Here is an 18,833-nt window from a genome sequence, read left to right as displayed (position 1 = left end):
CGCACTTTGTGATGGCAAAGTGCGGTTGGTGCTTTAAAGTGCGGTCAGAGGCAATTTTTCTCGCCTCTCGAGAGGCTAATCAGCCCTGATCGTACAATTTCCAGCACGTCAGTTTCTTGTTTTACTGCGTTAACGAAGGCGTTGAGCTTATCTTTTGTACCTGCAAGCTGAATAGTATAACTTTTTGGGGTAATATCGACAATTTGACCACGATAGATGTCAGACATGCGTTTGAGTTCATCGCGGGTGTTGCCACTTGCACGAGCTTTGAGTAGCATAATTTCACGCTCTACGTGTTCACATTCGCTTAAGCTCATCACCTTGTAGATATCCACCAGCTTGTGCAGCTGTTTTTCGATTTGTTCAAGCACTCTTTCCTCACCAAAGGCTTCAATGGTCATACGTGAAAGTGTTGGGTCATCGGTCGGTGCGACGGTTAAACTTTCAATATTAAAGGCACGTTGCGAGAATAGCCCGACTACACGCGATAGGGCACCCGTTTCATTTTCGAGTAAGACTGAAATTATTCTACGCATGGCTTTTCTCCGTTTTGCTTAACATCATTTCATTCATTGCTCCGCCTGCAATTTGCATTGGGTAAACGTGTTCGGTTTCATCAACTAAAATATCCACAAACACCAGTTTATCTTTGCAAGCAAAGGCCTCTTTGAGCTTTGGCTCAAGCTCATCAGGGTGATTAATTTGAATGCCTTTATGCCCGTAGGCCTCGGCAAGTTTAACGAAATCAGGTAGCGATTTCATGTAAGATTGAGAGTGTCGCCCTGCATAGATAATATCTTGCCACTGTTTTACCATACCTAAAAAGCGGTTGTTCAGGCTAATGATGACGATGGGAATGTTGTATTGCTGTGCTGTGGATAGCTCTTGAATATTCATTTGAATGCTGCCATCGCCCGTGACGCACACCACGGTTTCATCGGGATGGGCAAGTTTCACGCCCATAGCGGCTGGCAACCCAAATCCCATTGTGCCAAGCCCACCTGAGTTGATCCAGCGACGCGGTTTATCAAATGGATAATAAAGTGCGGTAAACATTTGGTGTTGCCCAACATCTGACGCGATATACGCCTTTCCTTTTGTTAGCTTATACACCATTTCTACCGCCTGTTGAGGCTTGATAACATCGTCTTTGTGCTCGTATTGTAGGCAGTTTTTCGCACGCCATTGCTCAATTTGTTCCCACCAAGGTGAAAGTGCGGTCTGTGATTTTAGTAATTGATCGTCACTGAGTAGGGATAAAAATTCGGCTAATACAAATTCAACACTGCCTACAATAGGAATATATACACTGACATTTTTAGAAATTGACGTAGGATCAATATCCACTTGAATGACTTTGGCATTTGGGCAATATTTTTCGAGATTATTGGTGGTGCGATCATCAAAGCGGACACCGAGTGCAATAATCAAATCGCTATGGTGCATGGCATTATTGGCTTCAAAAGTACCGTGCATGCCGAGCATGCCTAAACTTTGTTGATCTGTTGCGGGAAAACCACCTAACCCCATCAGTGAGCTGACCACAGGTAAATGTAAGCGATGGGCGAATTCCGTTAGCTCAGCAGCACAGTTGGCACTAATAATCCCGCCACCAATGAAGAGTACAGGCTTTTTCGCTACAAGCATGGTTTTTAATGCACGCTTAATTTGCCCTTTATGCCCGTATAAGGTGGGGTTATACGAACGCAGGCTAATTTGCTCTGGGTATTGATATGGAATTTTATACGCAGGATTAACCACATCTTTGGGCAGATCAATGACGACAGGACCAGGGCGACCTGAAGCGGCAAGATAAAATGCTTTTTTAATGGTCGCGGCCAGGTCTTCTGTACGTTTTACTAAAAAACTATGTTTAACCACAGGGCGAGAGATGCCGACCATATCGCACTCTTGGAAGGCATCCGAGCCAATTAAGGCTGACCGCACTTGCCCTGAAAATACAACCATCGGGATGGAGTCCATATAAGCGGTAGCAATGCCAGTGATCGCATTGGTTGCGCCTGGTCCTGAGGTCACTAACACGCAGCCGACTTCACCTGTGGCGCGTGCATAACCGTCTGCCATATGCACAGCTGCTTGTTCATGACGGACTAAGATATGATCAATGCCGCCGTGGGTTTGAATGGCATCATAAATATCCAGCACAGATCCACCAGGATAACCAAAAACATACTTTACGCCTTGATCTTGCAGTGCTTGTACAATAATTTCAGCACCAGACAATTTTTTCATAGTCGCTCCTTTTTGTTTATTTGATTTAGTTTTACGATAAAGCTTAGAAGATGTCCAGTGATTTTTTATATGGTTAATTTGATTATTTTGGATTTTTATACTTTATAACTTGGTAATACGATATTTTATAAAATTAAAGGTGGGGATAATAAAAAAATGCGATATAAATATCGCATTTTATAAAATTAGTAGAATTTAATTTTTATTGCACAGTGCGTTGTTTTGCTTTAAAGATGACCAATAGAATCATTAGGCAAAGTGCGGTTACGACAAAGCCAAGCAGGCTAGAGGTGCTAAAGCCCAATGTTAGAAATCCAACAAAAGCAGCGGTTGCCACAATTAAGGCATAAGGTAGCTGAGTGGTCACGTGATCAATGTGATTACACGCCGCCCCCGTAGAAGACAAAATAGTGGTGTCTGATACAGGCGAGCAATGATCACCGCATACCGCTCCTGCCATTACCGCAGACATACAAGGCAGCATTAAACTCGGATCTGCATTGGCAGCCATTGAGGCGGCAATTGGGAGCATAATGCCAAATGTACCCCAGCTCGTACCAGTTGAAAATGCCATCACAACGGCTAACACGAAAAGGAGTGCAGGTAAGAATTGTGCGTTTAAGCCACCTTCTGTGACCAATGAGGAAAGATATTTACCTGTGTTCATATCACCAACAATGGCATTGATTGTCCAAGCAAAAAAGAGGATCGTAATTGCGCCAGACATTGATTTAAAGCCCACAAAAATAGATTTGATGAAGTCTGGCAGGCTAATTAAACCAAGTGTACATAGCGTAGCTACGAGATATGAGGCACAGCCACCGACGACCAGTGAGATACCCACGGTGGTATTTTCAAATGCGCCAAGAATAGAGAATGGTTTGCCATCTGCGCTGAGAGCGTCGGCCCCTGTGTGGATCATCATTCCAACGGTAACGATAATTAAGGTAATAATCGGTAAAATCAACGCATAAACACGCCCTTTCACACCATCATCAACGTGTTCAACCGCACTTTGCTTTTCCAGTGTTTCACGTTCAAAACGTGCCATTGAGCCAATATCAAATGAGAACCAAGCAACGATAAATACCGTAATGAGTGCAAAAATGGCGTAATAATTCATTAAACTCATGCTGACAAAGGCACCGATTGGAGAGTAGTCCGTAATCGCATGCGTTGCTAATAAGCCAGCAACTAAGGTCATAATGTATGCTCCCCAACTTGAAATTGGCATTAAGACACACATCGGGGCTGCGGTAGAGTCCAAAATATAAGCCAGTTTTGGACGCGAAATTTTAAATTTATCAGCGACAGGGCGGGCAATAGCACCGACGGCAAGACTGTGGAAATAATCGTCAATAAACGTAAAAAAGACCAAACCAGCGGTGAGCATTTTTGCGCCACGGCGATTTTTAATATGTTTTTGTGCCCAAGCGGCAAAGGCCTGATTACTGCCTGATACGGTCAAAAGTGAGGTTAATGCCCCCAAGAGAAGCAGGAAAATGATAATATTTAAGCTATCAAAATTTAAGCCATCATCACCATAAACGAGCGATAATACGCTATTTTTAATATAAATGCCTGCATTGATAGGATTCCAATCGGTTAACATTAATCCGCCAATGATAATCCCGGCACTTAAAGAAAGCAGGACTCGACGTGTTAGTATGGCAAGTGAAAGTGCCAGTAAGGGTGGCAATACCGCCCAGAAAGAAGATGAAAAATCAATTAGTTGCATAAAACATCCGTATAGTTTGTTCCAATATTAGGTTAATAAAAATGCACGTTACTTTTTGATTTCGTGATGACATTTATCATGAGTCATTATTATGGAAATCAGAAAGTGGAGAAACCGCACGTTGAGAGCGTACAATAAAATAGCGAAAAATCAAGTAAAAATCATACAATAGCCAACATAAAATGACAGCGGTTTTAACATAAAGTGCGGTTATTATTACATTGTGTTAATTTGCGTTATTCTCGTAAGAATAAAGTTGATATTTATAATAAATTACATTATATTTCGTAAAAAATGTTGGTCTAAAAATAGGAAATAGTATGTCTGATCTTATTAAAAAATTATCAAATATTCGTAGTCTTCGTGTCTCATTAAAGGAATTAACAGTTGAGCAGTTGGAGAATATAATTGAAAAATTAACACAGATTCTTGATGAGAAAAAAGAAGAGTTGCGTGAAGTTGAAGCACAAGAAAAAGCACGTCAAGAAAAAATCGCAGCATTAAAATCACAATTAGAACAAAGTGGTTTAAATCCAGAAGAACTGGCTGAAATGTTACTACGAGATGTGACAAATAAAGGACGGAAAAAACGTACACCGCGTAAAGCAAAGTATCAATATACCGATGAAAGTGGTAAGCAAAAAACGTGGACAGGGCAAGGTCGTACCCCAAAAATAATTCAAAAAGCACTTGATGCGGGTAAAGCACTCGCTGATTTTGAAATTTAATTAACTATTATAATAAGCCAATAAACCCTTATTATAAGGGTTTATTTTTTGTATTTTATAGGATTTTCTATGATTGAACATAAAATTTTGCTGACAGATTGTCGTGATGCAAAAGGATTAGTCGCCAATATAACGAATATTTGCTATAAGCATCAATTAAATATTACACATAATAGTGAATATGTGGATAACGTGAGCAAACGCTTTTTTATGCGTACTGAGTTAACAGGTATTTTTAATGATGAGGTCTTATTAGCAGATTTGCAATTGGCCTTGCCAGAAGGGGCGAAATACCAATTAGTAACTCGGAAACGAAAACGTTTGGTTATATTGGTAACTAAAGAAGCACACTGTCTTGGTGATATTTTAATGAAAAATTATTACGGGGCATTAGATGCGGAGATTGCAGCTGTTATTGGTAATCACGAAACCCTTAAACAGTTAGTTGAACGTTTTGATATTCCATTTCATTATATTAGCCATCAAAATTTGACACGTGAGCAACACGATGAACTATTAGCCAATAAAATTGATGAATATCAGCCTGATTATATTGTGCTTGCGAAATATATGAGAGTATTAAATCCTAAATTTGTGGAACGCTATCCAAATCGTGTGATTAACATTCACCACTCTTTTTTACCTGCATTTATTGGGGCTAAACCTTATCAACAGGCCTATGAGCGTGGTGTTAAGATCATTGGTGCTACCGCACATTTTATCAATAATGAGCTCGATCAAGGCCCAATTATTCGACAAAATGTGATTAATGTTGATCACACCTACGATGCACAAGCGATGATGAAAGCAGGGCGCGATGTAGAGAAAAGTGTGCTGACTCAAGCATTAGATCTGGCATTACAAGATCGCATTTTTGTTTATCAAAATCGAACCGTTGTCTTTTAATATCCGCTCTTTCCTATTGCATAAACCGCACTTTATAAGTGCGGTTTGCTTTTTTTTGAAATGTGATTTTATAAAACCATATTTTTTGTGATCTAACTCTAATAATTCATTTTTCTTTCTTTTCTTTTTGTTTCGACTACTTATTATATTTACTAATCGAAAATAAACGTAAATCCGTTCTCATCATAATGTGTATGATGTTAGGAGAGTGCCATGGTTAAAAAAATGAGCTTGGCTTACTGCATTGTAGCAAGTGCGGTTGCCTCAAGTGCTGTTGTAGCAACTGAAATACCATTTCCTCAATACAGCTTTGAACAACAGGATATATCAGCATTTAATGCCGATGCGGGAAAATTATATTTAAGTCAGGAACATTTTAAAGATGGTTCGCATTCCCTCGCGTGGGCGTTTCCAGCAAATGATACGTTAACACTTAACATAGCAATTGATTTAAGCAATGATGATACGATTTTGCCTCGCACATTTATGGCTTGGATTTATAATTCAAAAGCAATTGATGCCCCGTTTACGTTTACGTTCAAGCAAGGTGATAAAACGGTTAAACAATTTGAGTTTAATTTGAATTTTACAGGGTGGCGGGGTGTTGCGGTGCCATTTCGGGATATGAAAGGTGATGCCGTAAACCGTGCCGATAGCGTGATGATAAAAGCCCCCAATCAAGCAGGAAAGGTCTTTTTTGATCAGATCATGTTGAATATTCCCGTTGATAATCGAGATCCTATCCCTGATTACCAAGCCCGTTTTGTGAATGTAAAAGTCAATACTTCGGTGAATAAAAACTGGAATGGGTTGTTGATGTACGATGATATGCTTAGCAAACACATACCGCACTTGAACTTTAATACCCCATTTAGTGATCAAGGCAAAACACACGCATTATATGAAAAATTTGCCACTGTGATGGGCGTTAGTCAAGCAGACGTAGGGGCGGATAAAATTCAAGAAAATCTAAACGTTTATGCTAAATTTGGCATTTATCGTGACGAGCAAGGGCATATTTTAGGCAAAAGTATGGATTTTCCTGCGCGTCAAAAATTTATGAAAAATGCCGATGTTTTTGATAAAAAGGCACAAGATTTCTATCTTGATGCAATCCAGATGCGAGAGCTCGGCAAAACATTGCTACAAACTGCAAAATTATTACAAGCCAAAAACCTAAGTGCGGTTGATAAGCAACAGTTAGAACAGGCGTTTTTACTTGCTACACAGTATATCTTTGATCAAGGTTTTGTGCGAGGCAGTGGGTATCAAATTATTACGCATTTAGGCTATCAATCTCGAGAAATGTTTGATGCTTGGTTTATTGCGCGTGATTTGCTGGCAGAGAATAATTTGCTGGAGCAAGCACAAGGTGCAATGATGTGGTATAACGGCACAGGACGCATTTTTGAAAGTGATGAGGAAATTGTTTCTGCTAATGTCGATATTTTAAATACCCAATTGCAATGGATGGTAAAAAGTATTCTTTTAATTCCAGATATGGCACAACGTGAAGCTCTTTTAACACAACTGTCTAACTGGTTGAGTAAAACGATTTTACAATCGAAAGGCGTGTCTGGTGGCTTTAAGCCTGACGGCTCAATTTTTCACCATTCACAACACTATACCGCTTATGCAAAAGATGCCTTTAATGGCCTTGCTCCGACAATTTATGTGTTAAGTGGCACGGATTATGCCATCAGTCCTGAGGCGCATAAACGCCTTAATGATGTGCTTTATAAAATGTGGGTTTACACCAAAGATATGAATATTCCTGTGGTGCTTAGTGGGCGGCATCCAACAGGTAAATTTAAAATTGCAGATACCCCCTTTAAATGGATGGCACTTGCAGGAGAAGTGGATAATCCAAAACGCATTAATAAAACCTTTGCGGGTATTTATGCGGCATTGAAAGGCGAAAAAGCATTTGAAGGCGTGCCAGCAATTGAAGAGCCGCAAGGTGCTTGGGCAATGAATTATGCTTCTATGGCATTACAACGTCGTCATGGCGAAGATGCGAAAAAATCGTGGTTAGCTGTTGCGCGTGGGTTTAGTCGTTATTTGGTGGGCAATGAAAGCTATGAAGCCAATAACCGTTATGGGCGTTATTTACAATATGGTCAGCTCGAGCTAATTCCGTCAGATTTTAGCAAATACGCCTTTAGCTATAATGGTTGGAATTGGAATCGTTTCCCAGGTACGACGACAATTCAATTACCATTTGAGCAATTAAAATCACAACTTAAGCAGTTGCCAGCGGCTGGATTAGAGGAAATGTTACTATCGACGGAAACCTATGCAGGTGCTAATGCGTTGGATAATAACAGTATGTATGCGGTGAAGTTGCATGGTCACAGTAAGTATCAACAAGAATCCTTTACTGCTAATAAATCGTATTTTATGTTTGATAATCGTATTGTGGCATTGGGTTCAAATATTCAAGATGATGATATGCAACATCCAACAGAAACAACCTTGCTCCAATATGCAGTTGCGAACAATCAGCCTATTTTAGTCAATGGCACAGAAGTGAACAAATTGGGTGAGTCGATGCAATTTGATGGTGAGGCATTAACGTTGGTTGATCCTGCGGGTAACTACTATTATGTGCCGAAAGGACAGCGCATTAATATAACTTATCAAGTACAAAAATCTTTAGATGGGCGCAATGATAAAGAAACTGAAGGCAAGTTTGCTACGGCTGTGATCAATCATGGTAAAGCACCCAAAAATGCAGGTTATGAGTATGCTATTGTAGTTGAACCTCACATGCCGCAGCGACCCGCTTATCACGTGCTTGCACGCACCGAGAAATTGCATGCTGTACGTGATGAAAAAACAGGTATGGAGGGTTATGCTTTCTTTGAAAAAGGGGAACAAAATCAAGGTGGAGTAGTACTGAGTGCGAATAATCCGCTGATGGTGATGACGAAAGTGCATGACAAACAATTAGATGTCTCGGTGCTTAATCCTGATTTAGCGTTCTATCAAGGTGTGGAAAGTGATCAACTTAACAACGGAAAGCAAGTGGAAGTGAGCGTGTATTCTCGCCAATGGCGTGCTAATGAGTCACAAGAGCAGCACTCTCAAGTGACATTAAAAGGACAATGGCAACTTAAAGTGCGGTCAGCGTGTGCCAAAACCGCACTTGATGGTGCTAATACAACGCTAAGCACAACAACGCGTGATGCGACACCGTGCCAAATACAATTAACAGAGGTGAAATAACCAATAACAGTAGCAACAGTTGCTACATTTATCCAAGGAGAGTGTATGAAAAAATTGACTTTATCATTATTAACCTGCGCATTAGCCGCGAATGTGTATGCAGCTAATACTGGGGATAGTTATAATGTGGTATATAACGACAAAGCCCCTGTGCTTGATGGAAAATTAAATGATGCCGTGTGGAAAGATGTTGCGGCAATCACGGATTTTTCTAACCCATGGGTTGAAGATAAAATGCCATCAACATCATTTAAAGCATATCACGATGATAAAAATCTCTATTTTGCCTTCGATGTCGTTGATCCAAATGTTGTAGTGTATGATCAAACTGATCATGAGTGGATGGTTGCCCGTGAAGATCGCGTTGAACTCTTTATGGCACCAGGTGCAATCGATCAGGCGAATGCTGATGGTAGTTATCCAAAATATATGGCATTGGAGATGGATTTTAAAGGACGTGCATTATCCATGTTGCGTGATGTACAGAAAAATGTTGATGCTGCGTGGAATCCAAATTCACTTGAGCTAAAAGGTGAACGCACTGATAATGGCTATGTTGTTGAAGGGCAAATTTCCTTAAAAGAGCTTAATGATTTAGGATTGGTGAAAGATAATACTATTCAAGCTGGGGTGTATCGTGCAGAATTTAGTATTATTGAAGGAAAAGGCAAAGAACGAGCCGATTGGATTACTTGGATCAATCCGCAAACGGAAAAACCGAATTTCCATATCAATTCATCATTCGGTAAATTCGTGTTAGAGCCGAAAAAATAATCGCCAACAAAACAAAACCGCACTTTAACGTGCGGTTTTTTATGGTCATCATGTTTCAAGTGCTTGAGCAAGATCGGCGATGATGTCGTCAATATGTTCAATACCGACACTTAGGCGCACCATATCTGCACCAACGCCAGCAGCCGTTAATTCTTGATCACTCATTTGGCGATGGGTGGTGCTAGCAGGGTGGCAGGCAAGCGATTTAGCATCACCAATATTCACTAAGCGTATAATCAGTTTCAATTTATCAATGAATGCAGCCCCAGCCTCACGCCCGCCTTTGATACCAAAACTCAGTAATCCAGAGGCTTTACCCGCGAAATCACGTTGGATGAGTGCATAATATGGGCTATCAGGCAAAGCAGGATAATTTACCCATGAAACGTTTGGATGATTTGCGAGAAAATTTGCTACACGGATGGCGTTTTCGCAATGACGCTCCATACGCAGGCTTAATGTTTCCAGCCCTTGTAGTAATAAAAAGGCATTCATTGGGCTCAATGCGGCACCTGAATTGCGTAGCGCAACTACGCGTAAATAGGCAATATAGGCGGCATTGCCAAAATGTTCACAATAAGTAATGCCATGATAGGATGGATCGGGCGTGTTAAATTGGGTAAAACGTGTGTTTTGCTTCCAATTAAATGTACCGCCATCAATGATGGCACCGCCAATTGTTGTGCCATGCCCTCCGATGTATTTGGTCAGAGAATGAACCACAATATCGGCTCCCAATTGCAAAGGTTTGCATAACACAGGGGACGGGACGGTATTATCAACAATTAAAGGTACGCCGCATTGATGTGCCAAATCAGATACGGTTGGAATATCGATCACATTAATTGCAGGGTTGCCGATACTTTCACAATAGACCAATTTGGTATTGTTATCTGAAAGTGCGGTGATTTCATCGGGATTATTTGGATCAAAAAACCGCACTTCAACCCCTTGTTTTTTCAAGGTCTGAGTGAAATAGGTGTAAGTGCCGCCGTATAATGTGCGACTTGCGATAATATTATCGCCACTTTCCACTAAGGCTTCAACGGCATACATAATTGCAGCCATACCACTCGATACGGCAAGTGCGGCAATGCCGCCTTCAAGCTGTGCGATACGCTCTTCTAGTACAGCAGTTGTTGGGTTCATAATGCGAGTATAGATATTACCCGGGGTTTTTAAATCAAATAAATCTGCTCCATGCTGGGTGTCATCAAAGGCATAACTGGCAGTTTGGTAAATGGGCACTGCCACTGCTTTGGTGGTTTGCTCAGGGGTATAACCTGCGTGAAGGGCGATGGTTTCTGCTTTCATAAATACTCCAAAAGGGATGGTAAGAGGCTTTTAGTGTACCGCAACTCGCTTTACGAAAAAACCGCACTTTATATAAAGTGCGGTTTGCTCTAGCAATGAGTGTTAGCTAAGTACTTTTTTCACTGCTTCGCCGATGTCAGCAAGGCTACGAACGGTGGTGACGCCAGCGTCTTCAAGTGCACGGAATTTATCATCAGCAGTGCCTTTGCCGCCACTGATAATGGCACCTGCATGCCCCATTCGTTTGCCTTTCGGGGCTGTAACGCCTGCGATATAGGCAACAACAGGTTTGCTAACATTCGCTTTGATATATGCCGCTGCTTCTTCTTCTGCGCTTCCACCAATTTCACCAATTAACACAATCGCTTGCGTTTCAGGGTCGCGCTCAAATAACGCTAAAATATCAATAAAGCTCGAGCCAGGGATAGGATCACCCCCAATTCCTACACAGCTTGATTGCCCAAGTCCACAATCGGTCGTTTGTTTGACGGCTTCATAGGTTAATGTACCTGAGCGTGAAACGATGCCAACTTTACCTTTTTTATGAATATCACCAGGCATAATGCCGATTTTGCATTCGTCAGGTGTGATAACACCAGGGCAGTTTGGCCCGATCATTCGTACACCAGTTTCATTTAAGCGTTGTTTTACCGCAAGCATATCTAAGGTTGGAATACCTTCTGTGATACAGATTACAAGCTCAATTCCTGCATCAATGGCTTCTAAAATGGCATCTTTACAGCCTGGCGCAGGAACATAGATAACGCTAGCTGTTGCACCTGTTTGTTTTACGGCATCTTTGACTGTGTTAAACACAGGCAAGCCTAAGTGCGTTGTCCCCCCTTTGCCTGGTGAGACACCGCCGACCAGTTGGGTGCCGTAAGCGAGGGCTTGCTCTGAGTGGAATGTACCTTGACCACCTGTAAATCCTTGACAGATCACTTTTGTATTTTTATCAATTAAAATAGACATTATTTTCCCTCCGCTGCGGCAACGACACGTTGTGCAGCTTCTGTAAGACTATTGGCTGCAATGATATTTAGCCCACTTTGGGCGAGAATATTGCGTCCGTTTTCTGCATTATTTCCTTCGAGACGGACTACCACGGGAATTGTCACGCCCACTTCATTGACGGCTGCAATAATGCCGTTAGCAATTAAATCACAGCGTACAATGCCTCCGAAGATATTCACAAGTACGGCTTTAACGTGTTTATCGGATAGAATAATTTTAAACGCTTCAGCAACACGTTCTTTTGTTGCACCACCGCCAACATCAAGGAAATTAGCAGGTTCGCCGCCATGCAGTTTGATAATATCCATTGTGCCCATGGCAAGCCCAGCACCATTAACCATACAACCGATATTTCCGTCAAGCGCAACATAATTTAATTGCCATTTTTCTGCAAGTGACTCACGTTCATCTTCTTGGCTTGGATCATTGAAAGCCTCTAGGTCGGGATGACGATATGTAGCGTTACTGTCAGTGATAATTTTCGCATCAAGGCATAAGAGATCACCATTGTCTAAAATGACCAGCGGATTGACCTCAATCAGTGCGAGATCTTTTTCTACAAATAATTTACCAAGCTGGATAACTAAGTGGGTAAATTGCTTAAGCTGTTCTTTAGTTAATCCTAACGCAAAGCCTAATTGACGAGCTTGGAAAGGTTGTACGCCATAAAGTGGACTAAAACTGATCTTGTGCAATAATTCGGGTGATTTTTCGGCGACTTCTTCAATATCCATTCCGCCTTCAGTTGATGCCATAAATGTTATTGCTTGTTGGCTACGATCTAAAACCGCACTTAGGTATAATTCTTTGGCAATTGCGGAGCAACGTTCAAGATAAATGGTATTAACGGGCTGACCATGTTTATCGGTTTGAAAAGTTACGAGGTTTTTGCCAAACCATTGTGTTGCAAATGCACGAATATCTTCTTTGCTATTGACTAATTTCACGCCACCCGCTTTGCCTCGCCCGCCTGCATGGACTTGACATTTGATCACCAAACGTGAGTCACCGAGTTTATCGGCGGCCTCGAGTAGTTCGTCTATTGTTTTGCAGGCATAACCATCGGGAACGGGAATATGGTATTGGGAAAAAAGCTGTTTGCTTTGATATTCGTGTAGATTCATAGTTTATCCTTTCGTCGTTTTAGGGCAAAAGTAAATGTAGGCATAACGATGTTATGCCTACCAATAAGGTATTATTAAATTTCAAGTAGAATGCGTGTTGGATCTTCGAGTAATTCTTTAATGGTTACTAAAAAGCCAACAGATTCGCGACCGTCAATTAAGCGATGATCGTAAGACAATGCTAAATACATCATTGGTCTAATAACAACTTCACCATTGACTGCAACAGGGCGTTCTTTAATCGCGTGCATACCTAAAATGGCACTTTGTGGTGGATTAATGATTGGGGTTGACATTAATGAGCCGAACACGCCACCGTTGGTAATGGTAAAGTTACCGCCCGTGAGTTCTTCTACGGTCAGTTTGCCATCACGTCCTTTGATTGCTAATTCTTTGATTTTTTTCTCAATTTCTGCCATAGAGAGTTTGTCGCAGTCTTTCAATACTGGAGTAACCAGCCCACGAGGCGTTGATACGGCGATGGAAATATCAAAATAATTGTGATAAACGATATCATCACCGTCAATGGAAGCGTTTACTTCAGGATAGCGTTTTAGGGCTTCTACAACGGCTTTGATATAGAATGACATAAAACCTAAGCGAATGTCGTTACGTTTTTCAAATTGTTCGCCGTAGGTTTTACGCAATTGCATGATTGGCGACATATCCACCTCATTGAAGGTGGTAAGCATTGCGGTAGAATTTTTCGCTTCAAGTAAACGTTCTGCAACCCGTTTACGCAAGCGTGTCATTGGAACACGTTTTTCACTGCGATTTGCCAGAGCAACGGAACTATCGGTTCCTCCAGAGTGAACCGCACTTTGTGTTTTTTCAATATATGCCTGCACGTCTTCTCGGGTGATGCGCCCCCCTACACCAGTTCCTTTAATGTGGTTTGCATCGACATTGTGTTCAGCAAGCAAGCGGCGTACTGATGGGCTAATACTCTCATTGCTACTTTCGTCGTCAATGGCAGCACCGTGGCGTTGTGCAGGAGTTGCTTCTGCGCTTTCTACTGTGGCACTGGTTTGCGTACCAGCCGTAGATTGAGGGCTTAGTTTACCAAGAATTTGACTGCTGGTTACGGTAGCCCCTTCTTCTTCTAAAATACTTTCAATGACACCGTCGGCGGTTGCAGGCACTTCTAGCACGACTTTATCGGTTTCAATTTCTACAATAATTTCATCACGCGCAACGCTGTCGCCCACTTTTTTATGCCATGTGGCAACACTTGCATCAGCAACAGATTCTGGTAAGACGGGGGTTAAGATTTCGATTGTACTCATTTTCTAATCCTTATTTTATATAAATTCAGTTATACCGTTAAGGCTTGCTCAACTAATGCTTTTTGCTGCGCATTATGTAATGAGGCAAAACCTGTGGCAGGAGAAGCTGATGCAGCTCGCCCGACATAATTTAAACTTGCGCCATCAGGCAATGATGTACGGAAGTTATGCTGGCTACAATACCAAGCCCCTTGATTGAGCGGCTCTTCTTGACACCAAATAAAATCGTTGACGTGTTGATAAGGTGCTAAAATAGCTTGCACATCTTGAGTTGGGTAAGGATAGAGTTGTTCAATGCGAATAATTGCCACATCGGTTTGCTCTTTCTCACGTCGTTTTTCCAGTAAGTCGTAATACACTTTACCTGCACACAATACCACACGTTTTATGCCGTTTGGATCTAATGCGTCCACCTCTGGCAGCACAGTTTGGAATGTGCCATTTAATAATTCATCCATGTCTGAAATGGCGAGCGGGTGGCGTAGTAGTGATTTTGGTGTTAATGCAATCAATGGTCTGCGCATTGGGCGTAACATTTGACGACGCAACATATGGTAAACCTGTGCAGGTGTTGATGGCACACACACTTGAATATTTTGCTCTGCGCACAATTGTAAATAACGTTCTAAGCGAGCAGAGGAGTGTTCTGGTCCTTGTCCTTCATAACCATGCGGTAATAGCATGGTCAAACCACACATTCTGCCCCATTTTTGTTCACCTGAGCTGATAAATTGATCAATAACCACTTGGGCAACATTGGCAAAATCCCCGAATTGGGCTTCCCAAATAACCAATGTTTTGGGATCTGAGGTGGCATAACCGTATTCATAGGCGAGCACAGCTTCTTCAGATAATACCGAATCCCAGACTTCAAAGCGACCTTGCTGTTGGTGCAAGTGTTGCAGTGGAATATAGTATGTGCCGTCTTCTTGATTGTGCATAACCGCATGGCGGTGGAAAAAGGTTCCGCGTCCTGAATCTTCACCAGACAGGCGAATAGCATTGCCATCATCAAGTAGCGTAGCATAGGCCATAATTTCAGCCATTCCCCAATCTAGTGGTTTTTCACCCGCTGCCATTAACTCACGATCTTGATAGATTTTTTTCACACGATTATGCAATTTGTGCGTTTGTGGATACATGCACACTTTTTTTGCCAGAGCCATAAACCGCTCTTTGTCGAATGTGCTGTCATAAGCGGTTGTCCAATCGTGGTTAAGATATGGCAGCCAACTAAGTGAAGTGCGGTCCAGTTCTCGCCACTCTTTCACGACACGTTCGCCATTGTCTAATGCATCACGATATTCATTGATCATTTCAAATGTTTGATCATCGCTAACTACATTTTCTGCAATTAAACGATCAGCATACACTTTGCGTGGGGTTGGATGTTTTTTGATGGCTTTATACATCATTGGCTGCGTGGCAGAAGGTTCATCCGCTTCATTATGACCATGGCGGCGATAAGAGACCAAATCAATGAAAATATCACGTTTAAATTTAGCTCTGAATTCCACTGCCATACGCGCAGCATAGACAACGGCTTCAGGATCATCACCGTTGACGTGGATAACTGGTGCGTCCACCATTTTAGCAATATCTGTGCAGTATTCAGTTGAGCGGGTATCACCGCGATAAGAGGTCGTGAAACCAATACGGTTATTGATCACAACACGAATAGTGCCCCCAATCGTATAGCCACGGGTTGCAGACATATTGAGGGTTTCTTGCACAATACCTTGTCCAGTCACCGCAGAATCGCCATGCACGGTAATACCAAGCACTTTATCATGTTCTATATCACCTAAACGTGCTTGGCGGGAACGTACTGAACCGATAACCACAGGACTGACAATTTCTAAATGGGACGGGTTAAAGGCAAGTGATAAATGCACATCTCCGTTATCTGTATGGAAATTAGAGGAAAAGCCTTGGTGATATTTTACATCGCCAGTGCGTTCTTCATTACTGTGTTTTCCTGCAAATTCATCAAACAGCTCAATCGGTTTTTTTCCTAGCACGTTGACTAGCATATTCAACCGCCCACGGTGCGCCATCCCCATCACAATATCTTTTGCACCAAATTTACCTGCATGGCGAATAATCTCTTTCATGAGTGGAATGAACGCATCACTTCCTTCTAGAGAAAAACGTTTTGCACCTGGGAATTTTGCACCTAAATAACGTTCTAGCCCTTCTGCGGCTGTAAGCTCTTGCAGATACGTGATTTTTTCAGCTTGACTAAAGTGCGGTTTGGCGATGCGTGCTTCCATTTTCTTTTGTAGCCAGTCACGCATTTCGACATTATGGACGTGCATAAATTCAAGTCCGATAGTGCCGCAATAGGTGGCGTGTAATTTTTCAGACAATTCGCGTAATGTAATATTTTCTTGATCGTAAACATAGCGTCCAATATTAAACTCTTCATCAAGGTTTTTATCGTCTAATCCATAGAATTGATAGTCTAAATTGGGAACAGAGAGGCGTTGCCACATTTTTAATGGATCAAGATCCGCACGCAAATGACCACGGTAACGGTATGCGTTAATATATTGCAATACACGCACTAAACGTTGGCTTGCACTTGGATCGATAATGGTATGCGTGCCTTTTTTATTCACATTTTCACGCGCAAGCTCTCGGAAATAGTCTCGCACAGGGCTATGGGCTTGTTCGGGGGATTGTGGGCTCGGCCATTGGTTAAAAATGTCACGCCAGCTAGCGTCGATGCTGTTGGGGTCGTTCAAGTAATCTTCGTAAAGTTGTTCAATGTAACTTTGATTGCTGCCACTAAGGGCACTGCTATCAATCCAGTCTTGCATTGCATTATTTTGTTGCATAAATTAGACCTTTTCTATCCACGTTTATGGGTTAGTTTACCGCTTATTATCTTCCAACACACGAGTATGTATTAAAATATAACGCAAGTTGTGATGAATGGTGAAATTATACCTAAAAATTTTTTTTATAATGTGACGTAACTAGAATTTTTTACAAAAAAGTAACAAATAACCGTAATTCAGACTTTAATTTTTAATCATAAAGGGCTAAATTGTGAGTATGGTTATCAAATCATCAGTTAATGAAGGCTAAAGTGCGGTTGAAAATGGCACTTGGCAATTAACAGAACAATAACAAAGGAGTAAGTATGTCAGAACTCAAAGCAACCCTGTCAATTAGTGATGGACGTCAATTCGAGTTGAATGTAGAGCAAGGAACGTTAGGTTATGATGCCGTTGATGTGCAACCATTGGTTAAAAATCAACTATTTACCTTTGATCCTGGTTTTATGTCTACAGCATCGTGTAAGTCACAAATCACTTATATTGATGGCGAACAGGGGATGTTATTGCATCGTGGCTATCCTATCGAAGAGCTTGCAGAGCACGCTGACTATCTTGAGGTATCTTATTTATTATTGTTTGGTGAGCGACCAACCAAAGAGCAGTACATCACATTTAGCAATCGAGTCAAAAAACATGAATTGGTGCATGAGCAAATTTCACGTTTTTTCCATGGTTTCCGTCGAGACTCTCACCCAATGGCGATTATGTGTGGGGTCAGTGGTGCGTTGGCAGCGTTCTATCACGATTCGACCGATGTAACCAATCCTTATCATCGTGAATTAACCGCTTATCGTTTACTTGCCAAAATGCCAACACTTGCCGCAATGTGCTATAAATATTCGATTGGTCAGCCATTTATGTATCCGCAACGTCATCTGTCATTTTCAGGCAATTTCTTGTATATGATGTTTGCTACGCCGTGTGAGCCATATGTGGTCAATCCTGTACTTGAAAAAGCGATGGATCGTATCTTTATTCTACACGCTGATCATGAACAAAATGCGTCCACATCAACGGTGCGAACCGCTGCCTCATCAGGGGCAAATCCGTTTGCATGTATTGCGGCAGGAATTGCCTCACTTTGGGGACCAGCGCACGGTGGCGCAAATGAAGCCTGCATTAATATGCTAGAAGAGATTGGAACTGTTGATCGCATTCCAGAATATATTGCTAAAGCGAAAGATAAAAATGATCCGTTCCGTCTAATGGGCTTTGGGCATCGTGTATATAAAAACTATGATCCACGTGCAAAAGTGATGCGCAAAACGTGTCATGAAGTGCTTAAAGAATTGAATGTGCAAAATCCACTGTTAGACGTGGCAATGGAGCTGGAGCGTATTGCACTGAGCGATCCTTATTTCAAAGATCACAAACTCTATCCTAATGTGGATTTCTATTCGGGCATTATCTTAAAAGCGATTGGCATTCCTGTGTCTATGTTTACCGTAATGTTTGCATTAGCGCGTACAGTTGGGTGGATTGCCCATTGGAAAGAGATGTATAACGATGGTGCTATTCGTATTGTGCGCCCACGTCAGGTGTATGTAGGACATGCAAAACGTGAGTTCACCCCGATGGATAAATCTTAACTTAACCGCACTTTCACAAACCGCACGTTAAAA

General features: G+C 41.7%; 13 protein-coding genes. 5 read left to right on the top strand and 8 right to left on the bottom strand.

All coding sequences use genetic code 11. The features are described 5' to 3' along the window. Nucleotides 1-44: 44 nt before the first annotated feature. The 3 genes from ilvN to HPC40_RS04135 all read right to left on the bottom strand — a co-directional run bounded on the left by ilvN (nt 45) and on the right by HPC40_RS04135 (nt 3,991). The gene (ilvN, locus tag HPC40_RS04145; protein ID WP_208118221.1) at nt 45-536 is read right to left on the bottom strand and encodes an acetolactate synthase small subunit; all 492 of its coding nucleotides are present in this window, start codon (nt 534-536) and stop codon (nt 45-47) included. Continuing rightward, nucleotides 529-2,253: an acetolactate synthase 3 large subunit gene (locus HPC40_RS04140; protein ID WP_208118220.1), complete on the bottom strand. Its 1,725-nt coding sequence runs from the start codon at nt 2,251-2,253 to the stop codon at nt 529-531. Before HPC40_RS04140 ends, ilvN begins: the two co-directional genes overlap by 8 nt. Before the next feature lie 202 nt (nt 2,254-2,455). After that, nucleotides 2,456-3,991, bottom strand: a complete 1,536-nt coding sequence (locus HPC40_RS04135; RefSeq protein ID WP_208118219.1) for a Na+/H+ antiporter NhaC family protein — start codon at nt 3,989-3,991, stop codon at nt 2,456-2,458. A 320-nt stretch (nt 3,992-4,311) separates the two neighbouring features. On the opposite strand from HPC40_RS04135, the gene HPC40_RS04130 reads away from it, so the two are divergent. The 4 genes from HPC40_RS04130 to HPC40_RS04115 all read left to right on the top strand — a co-directional run bounded on the left by HPC40_RS04130 (nt 4,312) and on the right by HPC40_RS04115 (nt 9,627). Then, the gene (locus HPC40_RS04130) at nt 4,312-4,719 is read left to right on the top strand and encodes an H-NS family histone-like protein (RefSeq protein ID WP_208118218.1); all 408 of its coding nucleotides are present in this window, start codon (nt 4,312-4,314) and stop codon (nt 4,717-4,719) included. Between the two features lie 69 nt (nt 4,720-4,788). Continuing rightward, nucleotides 4,789-5,625, top strand: a complete 837-nt coding sequence (gene purU, locus HPC40_RS04125) for a formyltetrahydrofolate deformylase (RefSeq protein ID WP_208118217.1) — start codon at nt 4,789-4,791, stop codon at nt 5,623-5,625. Between the two features lie 213 nt (nt 5,626-5,838). Continuing rightward, nucleotides 5,839-8,853 carry a chondroitinase family polysaccharide lyase gene (locus tag HPC40_RS04120; RefSeq protein ID WP_208118216.1) on the top strand — a complete coding sequence of 1,005 codons (3,015 nt, stop codon included), beginning with the start codon at nt 5,839-5,841 and terminating at the stop codon, nt 8,851-8,853. 45 nt (nt 8,854-8,898) lie between these two features. After that, nucleotides 8,899-9,627 (top strand): carbohydrate-binding family 9-like protein, encoded by a 729-nt coding sequence (locus HPC40_RS04115; RefSeq protein WP_208118215.1) that lies wholly within the window; start codon nt 8,899-8,901, stop codon nt 9,625-9,627. A gap of 48 nt (nt 9,628-9,675) precedes the next feature. Here the strand turns inward: HPC40_RS04115 and HPC40_RS04110 are convergent, their stop codons facing one another. The 5 genes from HPC40_RS04110 to sucA form a co-directional block, all read right to left on the bottom strand. After that, complete coding sequence (locus HPC40_RS04110; protein ID WP_208118214.1) at nt 9,676-10,941, bottom strand: O-acetylhomoserine aminocarboxypropyltransferase/cysteine synthase family protein; 1,266 nt, start codon at nt 10,939-10,941, stop codon at nt 9,676-9,678. Between the two features lie 102 nt (nt 10,942-11,043). After that, nucleotides 11,044-11,913, bottom strand: coding sequence for a succinate--CoA ligase subunit alpha (gene sucD / locus HPC40_RS04105; RefSeq protein ID WP_208118213.1), 870 nt, complete (start codon nt 11,911-11,913; stop codon nt 11,044-11,046). Beyond that, nucleotides 11,913-13,079, bottom strand: coding sequence for an ADP-forming succinate--CoA ligase subunit beta (gene sucC / locus HPC40_RS04100; RefSeq protein WP_208118212.1), 1,167 nt, complete (start codon nt 13,077-13,079; stop codon nt 11,913-11,915). Before sucC ends, sucD begins: the two co-directional genes overlap by 1 nt. Nucleotides 13,080-13,153: 74 nt before the next feature. Next, entirely contained in the window at nt 13,154-14,365 is a 1,212-nt protein-coding gene (odhB, locus tag HPC40_RS04095) for a 2-oxoglutarate dehydrogenase complex dihydrolipoyllysine-residue succinyltransferase (protein WP_208118211.1), read from the bottom strand. 29 nt (nt 14,366-14,394) lie between these two features. Beyond that, a complete protein-coding gene (sucA, locus tag HPC40_RS04090; RefSeq protein WP_208118210.1) occupies nt 14,395-17,205 on the bottom strand; it encodes a 2-oxoglutarate dehydrogenase E1 component in 2,811 nt (936 codons plus the stop codon). Nucleotides 17,206-17,513: 308 nt separating this feature from the next. On the opposite strand from sucA, the gene HPC40_RS04085 reads away from it, so the two are divergent. Continuing rightward, nucleotides 17,514-18,800, top strand: coding sequence for a citrate synthase (locus tag HPC40_RS04085; protein ID WP_208118209.1), 1,287 nt, complete (start codon nt 17,514-17,516; stop codon nt 18,798-18,800). Nucleotides 18,801-18,833: the final 33 nt, after the last annotated feature.

The sequence above is a fragment of the Spirabiliibacterium falconis genome (assembly GCF_014885015.1).
Taxonomy (GTDB): Bacteria; Pseudomonadota; Gammaproteobacteria; order Enterobacterales; family Pasteurellaceae; genus Spirabiliibacterium; species Spirabiliibacterium falconis.
This window is presented reverse-complemented; position numbering and strand designations above follow the sequence as displayed.